Origin of the sequence: Paenibacillus sp. MER 180 (assembly GCF_023713665.1) — a bacterium.
Classification (GTDB): Bacteria; Bacillota; Bacilli; order Paenibacillales; family Paenibacillaceae; genus Paenibacillus_B; species Paenibacillus_B suaedae.
The window spans coordinates 1-16,144 of record NZ_JAMAVT010000023.1 but is presented as its reverse complement, the minus strand read 5'-3'; the positions used below and the strand labels follow the sequence as shown (position 1 = coordinate 16,144).

Sequence of the window (16,144 nt, the reverse complement as noted above, 5' to 3'; positions counted from 1 at the left end):
ATAACCATATAATCCGATTAATTTACTAAGTATTTAGAAGACATTCTATTCTGCACGCCTCTTTCCTGTCAATCCTATTTTTCCCTCCACCTTTTGGACTAGAGATATATCGTTCATTAAATAAAATGACCTCTTTTGCCGATAAAAAGAATATTGCATCTTTTTTTCACGTATTTCGGCTCACGCTGTCGAATACGCACGCAGGAAGCACCATTATACTCATGGATGAGGTGTGTATGGAATTATGGAAAAATCTACGATCATTGGTCTCGTGCTCGGCCTTGCTGCCGTCACGCTAGGGATGTACTTTAAGGGCGCGCCTATCTCTAATCTCGCCAACCCAGCAGCCATTATGATTATTTTCGTTGGTACTGCGGGCTCCCTGTTCATTGCCTTTCCGATGAAGGAACTGAAGAAATTTCCGAAGCTAATCGGCCTTCTCTTCAAGAAGCAAGATTTAGTTGACCGTGTCGAATTGATCTCGCTCTTCATGGAGTGGGCGTCGATTACACGTCGCGAAGGCTTGCTTGCCTTGGAAACGCGCATTGACGAAATTGAAGACGAATTCCTCCGCAACGGAATGCGGATGATTATTGATGGTAATGATCAGGACTTCGTTCGTGACGTGCTCATGGAAGACATTCACGCAACTGAGGAAAGACATCATTCTGGCGCTCTTATTTTCTCCCAAGCCGGCATGTATGCTCCAACGCTGGGGGTATTAGGTGCCGTTATCGGTCTGATTGCTGCCTTATCGCAAATGTCTGAGATGGAACATCTGGCAAAAGCGATTGCTGCGGCCTTCGTTGCTACTCTGATGGGTATTTTCTCTGGTTATGTGCTGTGGCATCCAATTGCCAATAAGCTGAAGCGCTTGTCGCACAGCGAAATTGAAATCCGTCTCATGATGGTTGAAGGGCTCTTGTCCATTCAATCGGGTGTATCCACGATTGCAATTAATCAGAAGCTCTCTGTCTTCTTGACTCCACAAGAGCGTTCTCTTATGAGTACTAAGGAGGGGGCAAGCGTTGAGTAAGAAACTGCGTACCCCGCCGAAGGAAGAGCATACCGATGAGACATGGCTCATTCCTTATGCCGATATATTGACACTGCTGCTCGCCCTTTTCATTGTGTTGTACGCCATGCAAGCCGTTGACGCGAAGAAGTTTGAGCAAATGAGCCAAGCCTTCAGCGCAGCGCTGAACTCTGGCGGTGGGGGGGCTGGAATCTTAAATGAGTCAGCAGTCATTCGATCAGATGGATCAAAATCCAGCATGGTCGATGCGACGCCTAATAATTACACGAAATCTCGCAATCGTGAACGAGATGAGTATATGCTGCATGCCAAGCAGGAGCAGCAGCAGCTTGAACAGCTTCAGAACAAGATGAACCAGTATATCGCCAACAATGGCTTAACGGATCAGTTGAACACGAAGCTCAATCACTCTGAATTGAAGATTACGATCAAAGACAGCGCACTCTTCGATTCCGGTAAAGCGGACTTAAAACCAGATTCCAAACAGCTGGCGGCTACTGTCGGCGACATGATGAAGCAGTATCAAGGCTTCTCCGTCGTCATTAGTGGGCATACAGACAATCGCCCTATCCGCAACAGCCGGTTCGATTCCAACTGGGACTTGAGCTCGGCACGGGCACTCAGCTTCATGAAGGTTGTTCTTGAGCGTTCTGGAATCGATCCAAAGCAATTCCAGGCAGTTGGGATGGGTGAATACCACCCTGTAGCCGACAATGATAGTGCCGAAGGTCAAGCGAAGAATCGCCGTGTAGAGGTATCTATTCTTCGCAAGTATACAGACAAAAATAATGCTGCTGCAAACGCAAATGAACTTACCGATCAAAACTGATCGGTGGAAGATAGGATAACGCAGGCTGCAAATAGGGGTGCCCTGATCTAGACGTAAATGTCACTGATCAAGGCACCCCTTACTATTATAATCCTTATGAGGAGATTGCGGTTAGTGCTGGCTGTGACGCAGCATCATCTCCGCCACCTGCGTCCTCCATCCCAATGGCGGGTAGCGAGATGGTTACTTCTGTTCCACAGTTCTGCTCACTTGCAATGTCTATCAACCCCCGGTGATTGTGAATAATTCGTTGACTCACCATCAGTCCAAGACCTGTTCCGCATTCCTTGCTCGTGAAGAATGGATCACCTAGCTGCGACAAGTGCTCCGCTGGTATACCGATGCCATGATCCCGAATCACCACGACGACCTGCCCCTTGTACCGCGATTGCACAGCAATTTCGACCATGCCACCTTCCGGCATTGCTTCCATTGCATTCTTCATCACATTGATGAATACCTGCTTCAACTGGTTCTCTTCACAGTTCACTAAGGGCACGAACTCATCGAACTGGGTTGCAAAATATACATTATTCAACTTCGCTTGACTGTCCAATAAAGCGACGACGTCCGTAACAATTCGGCGTACATCTTTCGGCTGAAACTGAATTGCCTGTGGCTTAGCCAATACGAGAAACTCGCTTACAATTAAGTTGATGCGCTCCAGCTCCGCCAGCATCATATCCATGTGATTGTCATTCAGAGCTCTTGTACGCTGCTGCAGCTGTAAGAATCCCTTCAACGTCGTTAGTGGATTGCGAATCTCATGCGCAACACCTGCCGCCAATTGACCGACCGTCGTCAGCTTCTCAGAACGTCGCAACAGCTCTTCCATCCGCTTGCGGCTGGTCATATCTCGCGTAATGCTTGCCCAAGCGATGCAATCCCCGCCCTCGTTGTACATTGGTGAGGTACTGACACTAACATCCAGGATTCGCCCGTCCTTCGTTAGACGCGTCGTCTCCCAGTTGCTCACATATTCGCCATGACGCTGTGCTTCATGAATTTGGTGCTCTTCATCCACCTTGTCCTCTGGAATATTGCATAGTTGCTTGCCTAGCACCTCTTCCGAGGTCCAGCCAAACATATCAACGAACGCTTGGTTCACTCGCTCAATTTGTCCCTTCAGATCTGTCACATGAATAGCATCATTCGATTGGTTAATGAATGATTCCAGATGCTCTTTCATGGCGCGGTTCTCCAGATACGACATGCGCAGCCGCTCTGTTGAAGCATCCAAATTCCGCGCCATCGTATTAATTCGCTGAGCCAGTATTCCAAGCTCATCCTTACGATCAATATTCAATTGCGTATTGAAATGGCCTACCGAAATCATATTGATTTTGTTCAGTATCGATTGAAGTGGACGTATCAATATGCCGGACAGCATATAGCTTCCGATAAGAACAATCTCCAATAGCACAATGCCTACCGCGACATTGCGCATCAACTGGTCATGGAGTGCCTCTACGACCGCTCTTGCATCCATGGATATGTTCAATACATAGGAAGTCGCCCCGCTGATTGGAATGAACCCTTTAATGATGGTTCTACTGCCAAAATCACTTTCATAGAACAGAGGCTTTCTCCGCTCCAGCGCATTTCGAATATATTCTTCATCACGCTCATGATTCAAGGTGTATTCACCGTATAAGACACGGCTCTTGCTCTCGTCAACCACCTGTACACCATCGCTGCGAACTTTGAATGTGGGTTCATCTTTAAAATTATTAATATTAAGAGCTGCGATTTCCACAATATTGGATTGAGCACTCAATGTCTGCTCAATTAAGATATTCGGCTTTGTCAGTTCGAAGAAGGTTTCAACCTTATCATCGCGAATAAACGGATTAATTATATAATCCCGCTTACCATCGTAATAATATCCCCATTTATCAAGATGTTCAGGGTTGGATGAAGACACATCAAACGGACCTGACCAAAAATACTTGCGCTTCTGCCCTTCCGCAATCCATACTTGCTTATCCTCAAATAATTGAATGAAAGCTTGATACCAATACCCCCACTGTCTCGTCGACATGCCGATTTCTTTCGGATCAGAGGATCGATTAATCGTGATATCGTCACCGTTCGGCGTCTTGTGCAAGAGGGAAATGTGGGATATTCCAATATCAGCGCTTATTTGCTGCAGTTGCTCGTTCGTTATGCTATCAATTCGAGGCGGGAGCTTATCCGCAGCATACATAGACGCAATGTGCAGCTTCTCTGCCAACTGCTCTTCGAATGAATTCGCCGCCATGCGGGATTGCTGTACGGACACGTTGATCTGCTGAGCAATCGCATTCATTCGCTGCTGAATTTCCTCAACAAGCTTATCCTTGGTTATGTTGTAAGTGAGGATCATATGAAGCAGAAGGACGACAAACACGATACAAGCTATAGAAATAGATAATTTCGCTTTGATGGAAAGTCTCATGCTTCACCTCTATCAGGCCTATCCATCAGTATCAGAGTAAACATACGGAGATAATGTCGGATATCCTGACAAATGTTGGATTTCGTTGGAGTATCTCTTCGAATCATATCGTAATATAGGGCGATTTGTCCATTGTTTTGGCGATTATTGTGGGAAGAAGGTATAATAATATCGATTAAGTTCGGACCCCTGCTTCATGTGTATAACATATGGTTATCAACAGGTTATGCACATAATGTGAACAGTTTTGGATAAGATGTGTATAATACTGTGTACATCCATATAGTTATCCACAATTTTATACACACACTGTTAACAACGAATATTTGTTCGATGAATAACGACTAGACTTTTACACATATTTGCGTCTAATACAAGATCGCTGGATACCATAGAGGCAGGGATACGAGAAAGGAAGCTGAAGTTGGAAATACAATCGATTGAACCTGAACAAATCAGCCAGCACGAATACTGGATGCGTAGGGCCATTGAAGAGGCCCTCAAGGCCGAGGCAATTGGAGAGGTTCCCATTGGCGCTATTGTCGTCCATCAGAATGAGATTATTGGACGCGGCTACAATTTGCGAGAGACATCGCTTGACTCTACTGCACATGCCGAGATGATCGCGATTCGAGAGGCGAGTGAGCATCTTCAAGCTTGGCGGCTGCTTGATTGCACTTTATATGTTACTTTGGAGCCTTGCCCGATGTGTGCCGGGGCAATCGTTCAATCCCGAGTGCCTACCGTTGTATACGGCACGACCGACCCGAAGGCAGGCTGCGCAGGCACACTGATGAACCTGCTTCAAGAGCCCCGCTTCAACCATCGTGCAGAAGTCATTGAGGGCGTGCTGCAAGAAGAATGTGCATCAATGTTAACGCAATTCTTCCGCCGTCTGCGCGGCAAAGCTTAATCAATACGCATAAAGAAGCCGCAGAATCAACGAAGTTGAGCAATGCGGCTTCACTGCTTCCGTTCTAGAATGAAATCTGCACGGTTGATAAAGCTCCTATTGCTCACGATTATAAGTCCTTTCTAACAAATTCTATTTGTTGTCACTCTCTCCTTTACAATTCAATCACTCTCCTCATAGACCAATCGAATATGCTCCATTAATTCAGACAAGGATACGTTCAGTGCCTTAGCGTCCTTCACCGCTTCTTCGATCATCATCTCCATCTGATGCAGACGCTGCTCACGTATCAGCTGTGGATTTGCGCCCGAGATGAAGGATCCCTTGCCAACCATGCTGTCAATAAACCCTTCCCTCTCCAGTTCCTCATAAGCACGCTTCGTTGTAATGACACTAATTTGCAAATCCTTAGCCAGTTGTCGTATAGAAGGGAGCGCATCTCCAGGCTTAAAATCACCACTGAATATACCAGTTCGTATTTGTCTTGCAATCTGCTCGTATATCGGCTCGTCAGTCGATGATTCGATACGAATGTGAATCATTGTGGCCACACACCTTATATATTGTATATGTAAACCATATACATTACAGAATGAAGCGTCAAGTCATGTCTTGCCCATAATAGATCCCATTTGCATACCTCCTCCGCTTCTTCTAACTATTCCGCGCATAACAAAAGACCGCCACTCTCTAGGAGCGGCGGTCTTGCAAATGACTATATCTTAATATCCACCGAACATTTGCTGCAATTGTTCCATTGTCAGAACATCGGTTGGTACAGGCTTGAATTCAACCTTCTCGTTGATCTTGCTCAACTCAGTCGTAAAGCGAGCGGCAACCTTCGATTTCACACCATCGTCGCCAGTCACATCCAAGTTAGCTACAATTACTTGATATGCAGGATATTGATCTTTGTTGATCGCAGTAGTGACGCTCAGTTCGTTAATCTTCAGCGACTTTTTCATTTCTTCGATATCCTTTTTCAGTTCGCTGTCATCTGTTTTCATTTCTTGCTTCATTTTCTCAACTTGGTCTTTTTCCAATTTAAACAGCTTGCTGTACTCTTCCTTACCCATTACATCTGCTAGTGCAGGCAATGCCTCTTTAACAAGGGTTGTAACGAATTGCTCCAAGTTCTCATTGGTAACATTGAACTTCACAATTTGCTTTGCATCTACATTTTCAGGAAGACCAGCGTCTTTTTTCTCTACTGTAGAGAAATACATTTTCTCATCGAACTTGCCGAGGAATACTTTGAACATATCATTCGAGAGGTTCTGCATTGCCTTCATATCCTTCGCGGAAGGAAGCTCTTGGCCGGATTGCTCTGCCATTTTCTTTAAATCGATCTCAATTGTTTTGCCGATCAACTCATCTGGAATTTGGCCAGCCAACATCGGAATATTCGGGATTTTTACCCACATTTTATTTTCATCCATAGTCAATGGGAGAGAAAATTTCATTTCCATATCGCCTTTAAGGCTGATTTCGAGATTCGCTTCCATCTTCATAGGCTCTTGTTGAACTACACCATTTACACTAAGCTCAGCATTTTTCAGCATGTTCAAGACCATCTGTGCATTTGGATCCATTGCTCCACCATTATCCATTTGAAGATCTTCAAGCTTAATCGATGTATTGAATGCATAGGACTTCATATCGAAGGACTTGCCTAGAGAACCTTCAATTAATTCCTTCGGACTAGACTTGGCTCCACAACCCGTAATAATTAGTGCTAAAGCAAATATGAGTGCTAATGCCCCTTTTAAACCTCTCTTCAATCTCTTCAACCCCTATTCATCATAATAAGTGAGCTAAAATTACCCAGTATATATTAACTTATACGTATGATAATGAAAATAGTTCCTTTGAAACATATTTCGCGACCCTGTACATAGAATTATGAACTTCGTCCTATCTTTCACTGCTTAATGAATGTCCTTTTTCTTAAATCTGCCACCCTTAACGTCATGAATGTTGCCGATTGCAAGAAACGCATGCTCATCATGCTCCTCTACGATCCCCTTGAGCTTCGCTTCCTCCAATCGGGTAATGACGGTGAAAATCACTTTCTTCTCATCTCCGGAGAAGCCGCCCTCGCCTTTCATATACGTAACGCCCCGACCGAGACGTCTAAGCAGCGCATCGCCGATTTCCTTGTGATTGTCACTAATAATCCATACCGCCTTCGAATCGTTCAATCCCTCAACGGTAATATCGATCATTTTATATGCAATGTAATAGGCAATGAGGGAATACATCGCACGATCCCAGCCAAATACGAAGCCCGCACTCGTGAGTATGAACAAGTTGAAGAACATAATGATCTCGCCGACGGAGAAGGGAGAACGTTTGTTAAGCAAAATTGCTATAATCTCTGTACCGTCCAAAGAACCACCATAGCGAATGACGAGCCCCACGCCAATACCGAGAATAATCCCGCCAAATACGGCAGCCAGGAACGTATTTTCTGTAAATGCACTTACATCGTGAAGCAGCGTCGTGCTGAGCGACATCACTAGGACGCCGAGTAATGTGGATAGGGCAAAGGTTTTGCCAATTTGTTTGTAGCCGATAATCAGGAAGGGCAAGTTAAGTAGAAATAGAAAAACACCGAGTGGCACTGAGGTTACATAAGACAAAATAATCGAAATGCCGGTTACTCCACCGTCTGTAATTTGATTCGGAACAAGAAATAGCTCAAGTCCGACACCCATTAAGACTGACCCAATGACAATAAAGATAATTCGCTTGAGAAGCTTGATTAGGCCGATCTTCGTGTGCTGATACTGCTGCACACTGGCAATAGCTGCAGAATCGAGTGCTCCCAATTGGGCAATTGCCTCAAACTGATCCATATCCTGCGAAGCCGATGCATGATTCCCCTTAGAACTGTTGCTGTCTGCACTGGTGTTCGTTGTCAGATGCTCCACCGCGTTCACCTCTCTATATAAGCCTTAAATACACTACACTCATTATTATATCGGAATTCACTTCCTTGTTGGACCCTATTGGTAAATATTAATAATAATAGTACTAATTCGAACTTCAACATACCCTATTTATTTGCATAAAAAAACACAGACTCTCCTCACTCTTGCAAGGAAAATCCGTGTTGCTTGTACCCGGTTATCTTATCCCTCAGGATTGTTGTGGCTGACGTGATTCGCCATCTTCGTCTTCTTAGACCCTGACAATGGCTCTTGCATCGCATTCCGTTCATTACCTGCTTGATGCCGGCTGGATTGCTCCTGGTTAGGTACAGGGACTGCTCTTGGCTTGCTCATTGCACGCACACTCCTCCGTCATTATAAGTGTTCTAAGTCCGTCGGCTTATCATGATTCAGTGCATCCTGATGGCGTCGATCATTGTGATCCTGCTGTAACTGCTGGGCATGATGACTATTGACCGGTGCCTGCTCCAAGTCCTTGACGACATTGCTCAAATTTTTGTCCAGACCATCCTTTGCTTTCGTCACCTTCATCCCTCCTACTGTAAGCCGTGATGGGTTACATCATGCAGCGCTTGCGCGCATTCATGAATATGACGCACATAATTCTGTACAAGCTCCTGCACAACCTCAGTCCGCTCATCGATATGAACCCCACTCTTCTCGACATCGATGAGATTGAGCTCTACCTCGCGCGAATCCACATAAGCGCAATGGAAATCGAATGAGTACATTTGGCGGCCGGCTGTATCGATATGAATAACGAGTGCCTGTGGATTGGCGCCGTCAGGCAGTACTGTGGCTTTATCGCCAGGCTCAAGCTTCGCCGGCAACGTTTGCTGCCATGCATCCACAAGCCTCGATTGATCGACTTGCGGTTGTTCTTCCTGATTCATAAGAGCTACACCTCCACTATTCAATTACAGTTTGCGGCCAGCAGAGGCATTTTATACAGCAAAAAACCCACATCACCAAGGATGCGGGTTCTACATGTAAAAGTTATGGCGGAGAGGGTGGGATTCGAACCCACGTGAGCTTGCACCCTAACGGTTTTCAAGACCGCCCCGTTATGACCACTTCGGTACCTCTCCATATTCGACTGCCCGATTCGAGTCGGACAGTCTTTATTATATCATAGGCATTACAACAATGCAACTATGATCTTTCAATTATTTGCGGCGAATGGATTCCAATCCGCCCATATAAGGACGCAATGCTTCCGGAATCACAATGGAACCGTCTTCTTGTTGGTAATTCTCCATAATCGCAGCGACAGTACGTCCAATCGCAAGGCCAGAGCCATTCAGCGTATGCACGAACTCAGGCTTGGATTTCGTATCGCGGCGGAAGCGAATGTTCGCACGACGCGCCTGGAAGTCCTCAAAGTTCGAGCAGGACGAAATCTCACGGTACGTACCGCTGCTCGGCAGCCATACTTCTAAATCATACGTCTTCGCAGAGCTGAATCCAATGTCTCCTGTGCACAATGCCATCACACGATACGGTAAGCCAAGCAGCTGTAGAATCTTCTCTGCTTGGTTCGTCAGTGATTCCAGTTCAGCATAAGAATCCTCTGGCTTAACCATCTTCACCAGCTCAACCTTATTGAATTGATGCTGACGGATAAGTCCGCGTGTATCACGGCCAGATGCGCCTGCTTCAGAACGGAAGCAAGAGCTGTAAGCTGTATAATAACGAGGAACTTGCTCGTCCGTCAGAATCTCATCGCGGTGGAGGTTCGTTACAGGAACTTCTGCCGTGGGGATGAGGTAATACTCCGTACCTTCCAGCTTGAATAGATCTTCCTCGAACTTCGGCAGTTGACCTGTACCGATCAAGCTGTCACGGTTCACGATAAGCGGAGGGAGCACTTCTTCATATCCATGCTGCATCGTATGCACGTCCAGCATAAAGCTGATTAGGGCACGCTCCAAGCGAGCTCCTGCCCCCTTGTAGAATACGAAGCGAGAGCCTGTTACCTTCGCAGCTGATTCGAAGTCCAAGATGCCGAGATCCTGCGCGATATCCCAATGCGCCTTTGCTTCGAAGGAGAATGCGGTAGGCTCGCTCCAACGGCGAACTTCTACGTTATCCTCCTCTGATTTACCTACTGGTGTACTTTCATGAGGTACATTTGGAATGGATAATGTAATCTGCTCCATTTGTACTTCAATACCACGAATCTCTTCATCGAGCTCCTTAATCCGATCGCCTACTTCACGCATTTGCGCAATAAGTTCGTCGGCTGACTCGCCTGCTTTTTTCTTCTTCGCTACATCTTGAGACACGACATTGCGTTGATTTTTCAACTGCTCGGTCTCTTGCAGCATTTCGCGGCGACGTGCGTCAAGCTCCGGGAAGTCCGCGATCATCTCTTCCGATTTGCCTCGATTTTGGAGTGCTGTTACTACACGTCCATAATCACTTCTTAACAATTTGATATCTAGCACCGATTGACCCTCCTGCCAGAAACGGATGAACACCCCTCACGATATACGCTGGGCTGATTTGATTCGATCCGTATCATACTATTTCACTATTATACCGTATATCCGAGAAAAACACCTTAACTCTCCTAGCATCAGGAGAGTCAAAGTGTTTGTTATTCTTTATCCTGCTACATTTGCAGCCTGTTTAACCATATCAACGAAATAGCTGTGCAGGCTAACATCTGATGTCAGCTCCGGATGGAACGAGCAAGCTAGAAGCGAGCCTTGTCTTGCTGTTACAATCTCACCGTTCACCTCGCAGAGTACATCAACACACTCACCGACCGATTGGATAAGCGGTGCGCGAATGAAAACCGCACGTACAGGCTGCTCGATCCCTTTCACATCTAAATCTGCCTCGAAGCTTTCACGCTGCCGTCCGAATGCGTTGCGCATTACCGTCATATCCATCAGCTGCAAATGCGGCTCCTCTGAGCCTTGATGACCTTCCACTCGTTCCGCCAAGCAAATCAGTCCCGCACATGTGCCGAAGATCGGCTTGCCAGCTGCTGCAAATGCCTGAATCGCCTCGATAAAGCCATACTTCCGCATCAACTTGCCAATGGTTGTACTCTCTCCACCGGGAATGACAAGCCCCTGAAGCTCATCAATCTGTTCTGGCCGCTTCACGGCTACCGCATGGGCTCCTGCCGCCTCCAAGCTGCGCATATGTTCTGCTACCGCGCCTTGCAGCGCCAATACTCCGATGTTCATCCGTGAAGTCCCTTCTTTCCCCTGAGGCTATACTAACACCTATAGATAGGATACAGAGCGCTTAACGCCGACTAGGAAGCACCGTCACGGTGCTTCCTCAGCTGCCCTGCTTCTATAATTACCAGCCGCGATCCTGCATACGCTCAGATGGCGCAAGCTTGGAGATTTCAATCCCCTTCATCGGTGTACCCAGGTTCTTGGATACGTTCGCAATTAGAGCATAATCTTCATAATGAGTTGTCGCTTCCACAATCGCACGAGCGAACTTCTCAGGACTGTCGGATTTGAAAATACCAGAGCCAACGAATACGCCGTCAGCGCCCAGATGCATCATCAATGCTGCATCTGCTGGTGTTGCAACGCCGCCTGCAGCGAAGTTCACGACTGGCAACTTACCTGTCTCATGAACATGTAACAGCAAGTCATACGCTACACCCAAGTTTTTCGCTTCTGCATACAGCTCGTCCTTCGACAAGCTCTGAACTTTGCGAACTTGGCTAGTGATCAAGCGCATGTGGCGAACAGCCTCAACAATATTGCCTGTTCCCGGTTCACCCTTCGTACGAAGCATTGCTGCTCCTTCGCTAATACGGCGAAGTGCTTCACCCAAGTCTTTAGCGCCGCATACGAATGGGATGGTAAATGTATTTTTGTCAATATGGAATACTTCGTCTGCTGGAGTCAGTACTTCCGATTCATCGATGTAATCTACGCCAAGGGATTCCAATACTTTGGCTTCTACGTAATGACCAATGCGTGCCTTCGCCATAACTGGAATCGATACAACCTTCATAACCTCTTCTACGATTGTTGGATCTGCCATACGAGCTACGCCACCAGCTGCACGAATATCAGATGGGACACGTTCAAGCGCCATAACTGCTGTTGCGCCTGCTGCTTCAGCAATTTTCGCTTGCTCTGCATTCATGACGTCCATAATGACGCCGCCCTTTTGCATCTCTGCCATACCACGTTTTACTCGAGCTGTACCTGTTTCCATTTTCGATTGCCCCCCGCCACTAGTCAGTCATTTTCGATTGTTACAGTTTCATCCCTCTATTTTACATGATCGTCATTCGAATAGACAATTGATTTTGTCACAGACGAAAGCCAATTCCTATGACCAATACTGCGAAACTAGAACAAATTCTTGATAGATTTGAACAAATCTGCAAAGAATTCCCCAATTGCACGGAAGAATAGACGCCACCAGCTGCCCTTCTCCACTTCTTCTGTTGCAATCATGTTCACAGTCTTCTTCTGCTCGGCACCATTGTCCTTGTAAGTGAACGTCACTGTTCCCACTTGCTGACCCTTCTTAATAGGGGCAACAAGCTCATTTGCCGGCTTCAGATTCACTTCTTGTGTAATTTTTCCTTCTGTGGTCGCTCCTTTTGGAATTACGAACGAAACGCCTGTTTCAGCAACAATTGGCACTTCCGTATCTACACCTTTTTTGATTGGAGCTGTCTCTACACCTGCTACAGTCTTCTTCGGTGCAATCTCATTCTTTATTTCAAAATGCTCGAAACCGTGATTAAGCAGCTTCGCTGTTTCTTCGAACCGTGCTCCTTTATCTTTCGCGCCCATTACAACCGAGATCAGTCGCATATTATCGCGTACTGCCGTACCTGCGAAGCAATATTGCGCAATATCAGTAAATCCTGTTTTCATTCCATCCAAGCCTTGATAAGCATAACGCTTGAAGTTCACGACATCTTTATTGGCTTCAAGCATCCAGTTCAAGTTGGAGATTGGCGTTTTGTCACGTTCTCTAAACTTATAGGATTGAATCTTCGTATACTCACTGAATTCAGGGTGATCATTAACGATTGCACGCACCAGCTTGGCCACATCCATTGCTGACATCATCGTCTCTGCCTTTTCAGCTGGGCGGAAGCCTTCAGGCATGCTTGCCCAATCCAATCCAGTAGAGTTGATATAGTGTGTCTTCGTCATACCAAGACGCTTTGCTGTCTCGTTCATGATTTTTACAAACTCAGCCTCAGAGCCAGCAATATGCTCCGCTAGAGCTACCGTTGCATCGTTGGCAGAACCGATTGCCATCGCAATATACAAATCGCGAACCTTATGCGTATCCCCTTCTGCCAAGAAGATGCGGGATCCTTCTGTTTCGGACGCATTCTTCTTCGTTACAATCTCGTCGTCGAAGCTCAAGTCGCCATTCTTCACTTTCTCCATGACAATGTACTCTGTCATCATCTTCGTCATGCTTGCTGGAGGATACGAGATCTCCGAGTCAATATCGACTAATATCTTACCCGTTGAGGCTTCCATAAGAACCGCGGAGCGAAGCTTCAAATCAAGCTTAGACTTATCCGTAATAACTTGATTGCTGTTCCCCTTCGTTGCCGCTACTTGATTCGTTTGCGTTTGAGTTTGAGCAGCTGCCTCAGCTGCCACCATTCCTGCTGATGGCAATAAGGCGAAGCTTAATATTTGACATGCGGTAACCAGAGCGACCGCTCGTTTCCATTTGTTATGTTTCAATGTTGTATGTTGCTTAGACACTACGTACAACTCCTCTCCTGTTGAGTCCCATAGCTATTCTAACATAGCCAGACACGCAAAAAAAAGACAGGGTTGTAATACCCTGTCTTTCCTTGTCGACATTTTCCGTAAATGCAACACAATTACATGGAATAGTTAGGAGCTTCCTTCGTAATTTGTACATCATGCGGATGACTTTCACGCAATCCTGCGCCAGATATCTTCACAAAATGAGTATCATTCTGAAGCTCTTTCAGAGTGTTCGTACCACAGTAACCCATACCTGCTCTCAATCCGCCAAGCAATTGATGGATCGTATCAGCCAAAGGCCCCTTGTAAGCTACACGGCCTTCAATACCTTCTGGAACCAGCTTCTTCTCATTGCTGCTGTCTTGGAAGTAACGATCCTTACTGCCTTGCTTCATTGCGCCTAGCGAGCCCATACCGCGGTATACCTTGAAGCTGCGGCCTTGATAAATTTCAGATTCACCAGGGCTTTCTTCTGTACCTGCAAACAAGCTTCCGAGCATAACCGCACTTGCACCTGCAGCGATTGCTTTTGTAATATCACCAGAGTACTTAATACCGCCATCCGCAATAACAGGAATGCCGTACTCACGAGCTACGCTCGCACAGTCGTATACAGCTGTAATTTGTGGTACGCCAATACCAGCAATAACCCGAGTCGTACAGATGGAACCTGGTCCAATACCAACCTTAACTACAGAAGCTCCTGCCTCAATCAAATCACGAGTTGCTTCACCAGTAGCTACGTTCCCTGCTACGATAGTCAACTCAGGGTACAAGCCGCGTAGCTTGCGTACTGCTTCAATAATATTGATATGATGGCCATGAGCGGAGTCAACAACGATTAAGTCAACACCAGCTTGTACAAGCAGTTCAGCACGTTCGAATGAATCTTGGGAAATACCGATTGCTGCACCACACAGAAGACGTCCTTGAGCATCCTTCGCAGCTTTCGGATATTGGATTGCCTTCTCAATATCCTTAATCGTGATAAGTCCCTTCAACGTGTTGCTTTCATCAACCAATGGAAGCTTCTCGATCTTGTGCTGCTGCAAAATCACTTCTGCTTCTTGAAGCGTAGTGCCGACAGGAGCTGTTACCAAGTTCTCATGTGTCATCACTTCTTTAATCTGAATGCTGTAGTCATGAACAAAACGAAGATCCCGGTTCGTCAAAATACCTATAAGCTTATTTTCTGCATCCACAATAGGGACACCAGAAATGCGATACTTCGCCATTACACGATCCGCGTCTTCTACAGTATGATCTGGAGAAAGCGAAAATGGATTAGTAATAACGCCGCTCTCTGAACGCTTTACGCGATCCACTTCTTCGGCTTGTTGCTCAGCCGACATATTTTTATGAATAACACCGATACCGCCTTCGCGAGCAATTGCAATTGCCAATGGAGCCTCGGTAACTGTGTCCATACCTGCACTCATAAATGGAATGTTCAATTTAACCTTATCGCTCAAAATTGTCGATACGTCTGTTTCCCGTGGCAGTACACTCGATTTACGAGGTACTAACAGCACATCGTCAAAAGTTAAGCCTTCCTTCACAAACTTAGATTCCCACACCAGAAAGTTCCTCCCTTGATTGTATTGGCGCATTCATTGTCCAAACTCCTTATCATACAGGGCTTGTCCTCTGATTAACGTCGTCTCTAAAAATATATTATTGCAATCTTAGCAAAGCGGTATGAGGCTGTCAAGGATAAGCGTCTTGTTTTGGTAATTCGTAATTCATTTGATTCCTATTCATGTACAAACAAATAAATGTCCACTCCAGGCGAACAATTTTATTACTATTATGGATAGTATGAGATTGTTTGTTATTCTCCATTCATCACCTAATCAGCAAGAAATATAAAAAAAGACCACCGTCGAGATGTCTCAACAGTGGTCTTTAATTGCTTGGCGACGTCCTACTCTCCCGGGACCCTGCGGTCCAAGTACCATCGGCGCTGGAGGGCTTAACGGTCGTGTTCGGGATGGGTACGCGTGGAACCCCTCCGCCATCGCCACCAAACAGCATTGGCTAAAGCCAATATGAAGTTCAAGGTTTGAACCTTGAAAACTGAATGCGAAAGTGTCATGCTCTGAATCAATAGGATAAGCCCTCGACCGATTAGTATTGGTCAGCTCCACACATTGCTGTGCTTCCACCTCCAACCTATCTACCTCGTCGTCTTCAAGGGGTCTTACTAATTGGGAAATCTCATCTTGAGGGGGGCT

Annotated in this window: 15 protein-coding genes, 1 tRNA gene and 2 rRNA genes; 3 read left to right on the top strand and 15 right to left on the bottom strand. The window is 46.1% G+C overall.

Features of this window, described 5'->3' with window-relative positions; all coding sequences use genetic code 11:
* Positions 1–244: 244 nt before the first annotated feature.
* Both motA and M3661_RS25920 read left to right on the top strand, forming a co-directional pair.
* Positions 245–1,036: a flagellar motor stator protein MotA gene (gene motA / locus M3661_RS25925; protein ID WP_021253492.1), complete on the top strand. Its 792-nt coding sequence runs from the start codon at positions 245–247 to the stop codon at positions 1,034–1,036.
* Positions 1,029–1,865 carry a flagellar motor protein MotB gene (locus tag M3661_RS25920; protein ID WP_065292522.1) on the top strand — a complete coding sequence of 279 codons (837 nt, stop codon included), beginning with the start codon at positions 1,029–1,031 and terminating at the stop codon, positions 1,863–1,865. The genes motA and M3661_RS25920 overlap by 8 nt, the downstream gene beginning before the upstream one ends.
* 94 nt (positions 1,866–1,959) lie before the next feature.
* Here M3661_RS25920 and M3661_RS25915 read toward each other — a convergent pair whose 3' ends face one another.
* Complete coding sequence (locus M3661_RS25915) at positions 1,960–4,302, bottom strand: sensor histidine kinase (RefSeq protein ID WP_251489861.1); 2,343 nt, start codon at positions 4,300–4,302, stop codon at positions 1,960–1,962.
* 424 nt (positions 4,303–4,726) lie between these two features.
* On the opposite strand from M3661_RS25915, the gene tadA reads away from it, so the two are divergent.
* Positions 4,727–5,215 carry a tRNA adenosine(34) deaminase TadA gene (gene tadA / locus M3661_RS25910; RefSeq protein ID WP_072731789.1) on the top strand — a complete coding sequence of 163 codons (489 nt, stop codon included), beginning with the start codon at positions 4,727–4,729 and terminating at the stop codon, positions 5,213–5,215.
* Positions 5,216–5,376: 161 nt separating this feature from the next.
* Here the strand turns inward: tadA and M3661_RS25905 are convergent, their stop codons facing one another.
* The 14 genes from M3661_RS25905 to M3661_RS25840 form a co-directional block, all read right to left on the bottom strand.
* Positions 5,377–5,754: a GntR family transcriptional regulator gene (locus M3661_RS25905; protein ID WP_028532406.1), complete on the bottom strand. Its 378-nt coding sequence runs from the start codon at positions 5,752–5,754 to the stop codon at positions 5,377–5,379.
* Positions 5,755–5,937: 183 nt separating this feature from the next.
* Complete coding sequence (locus tag M3661_RS25900) at positions 5,938–6,996, bottom strand: hypothetical protein (RefSeq protein ID WP_251489859.1); 1,059 nt, start codon at positions 6,994–6,996, stop codon at positions 5,938–5,940.
* Between the two features lie 147 nt (positions 6,997–7,143).
* Positions 7,144–8,148, bottom strand: a complete 1,005-nt coding sequence (locus M3661_RS25895; RefSeq protein WP_021253498.1) for a YitT family protein — start codon at positions 8,146–8,148, stop codon at positions 7,144–7,146.
* A 201-nt stretch (positions 8,149–8,349) separates the two neighbouring features.
* Entirely contained in the window at positions 8,350–8,502 is a 153-nt protein-coding gene (locus tag M3661_RS25890) for a small acid-soluble spore protein P (protein WP_028532403.1), read from the bottom strand.
* 21 nt (positions 8,503–8,523) lie between these two features.
* A complete protein-coding gene (locus M3661_RS25885) occupies positions 8,524–8,694 on the bottom strand; it encodes a hypothetical protein (RefSeq protein WP_162833944.1) in 171 nt (56 codons plus the stop codon).
* 11 nt (positions 8,695–8,705) lie between these two features.
* Positions 8,706–9,062 carry a hypothetical protein gene (locus M3661_RS25880; RefSeq protein ID WP_021253500.1) on the bottom strand — a complete coding sequence of 119 codons (357 nt, stop codon included), beginning with the start codon at positions 9,060–9,062 and terminating at the stop codon, positions 8,706–8,708.
* A 106-nt stretch (positions 9,063–9,168) separates the two neighbouring features.
* A tRNA-Ser gene (locus M3661_RS25875) sits at positions 9,169–9,257 on the bottom strand.
* A gap of 78 nt (positions 9,258–9,335) precedes the next feature.
* Complete coding sequence (gene serS, locus M3661_RS25870) at positions 9,336–10,616, bottom strand: serine--tRNA ligase (RefSeq protein WP_021253501.1); 1,281 nt, start codon at positions 10,614–10,616, stop codon at positions 9,336–9,338.
* A gap of 159 nt (positions 10,617–10,775) precedes the next feature.
* Positions 10,776–11,369, bottom strand: coding sequence for a pyridoxal 5'-phosphate synthase glutaminase subunit PdxT (pdxT, locus tag M3661_RS25865; protein ID WP_065292526.1), 594 nt, complete (start codon positions 11,367–11,369; stop codon positions 10,776–10,778).
* Between the two features lie 118 nt (positions 11,370–11,487).
* Positions 11,488–12,369, bottom strand: a complete 882-nt coding sequence (gene pdxS / locus M3661_RS25860; protein WP_021253503.1) for a pyridoxal 5'-phosphate synthase lyase subunit PdxS — start codon at positions 12,367–12,369, stop codon at positions 11,488–11,490.
* A gap of 137 nt (positions 12,370–12,506) precedes the next feature.
* Positions 12,507–13,901 carry a D-alanyl-D-alanine carboxypeptidase family protein gene (locus tag M3661_RS25855; protein ID WP_065292527.1) on the bottom strand — a complete coding sequence of 465 codons (1,395 nt, stop codon included), beginning with the start codon at positions 13,899–13,901 and terminating at the stop codon, positions 12,507–12,509.
* A 122-nt stretch (positions 13,902–14,023) separates the two neighbouring features.
* Positions 14,024–15,487 (bottom strand): IMP dehydrogenase, encoded by a 1,464-nt coding sequence (gene guaB / locus M3661_RS25850; protein WP_021253505.1) that lies wholly within the window; start codon positions 15,485–15,487, stop codon positions 14,024–14,026.
* A gap of 334 nt (positions 15,488–15,821) precedes the next feature.
* Positions 15,822–15,938 (bottom strand): 5S ribosomal RNA (gene rrf / locus M3661_RS25845).
* A 79-nt stretch (positions 15,939–16,017) separates the two neighbouring features.
* Positions 16,018–16,144: ribosomal RNA gene (locus M3661_RS25840) — 23S ribosomal RNA — on the bottom strand; the annotation flags it as partial.

Coding starts and splice junctions, on each gene's coding strand:
- motA (WP_021253492.1), top strand. CDS start 245: ATGGAAAAATCTACGATCATTGGTCTCGTGCTCGGCCTTGCTGCCGTC.
- M3661_RS25915 (WP_251489861.1), bottom strand. CDS start 4,302: ATGAGACTTTCCATCAAAGCGAAATTATCTATTTCTATAGCTTGTATC.
- M3661_RS25890 (WP_028532403.1), bottom strand. CDS start 8,502: ATGAGCAAGCCAAGAGCAGTCCCTGTACCTAACCAGGAGCAATCCAGC.
- M3661_RS25880 (WP_021253500.1), bottom strand. CDS start 9,062: ATGAATCAGGAAGAACAACCGCAAGTCGATCAATCGAGGCTTGTGGAT.
- pdxT (WP_065292526.1), bottom strand. CDS start 11,369: ATGAACATCGGAGTATTGGCGCTGCAAGGCGCGGTAGCAGAACATATG.
- pdxS (WP_021253503.1), bottom strand. CDS start 12,369: ATGGAAACAGGTACAGCTCGAGTAAAACGTGGTATGGCAGAGATGCAA.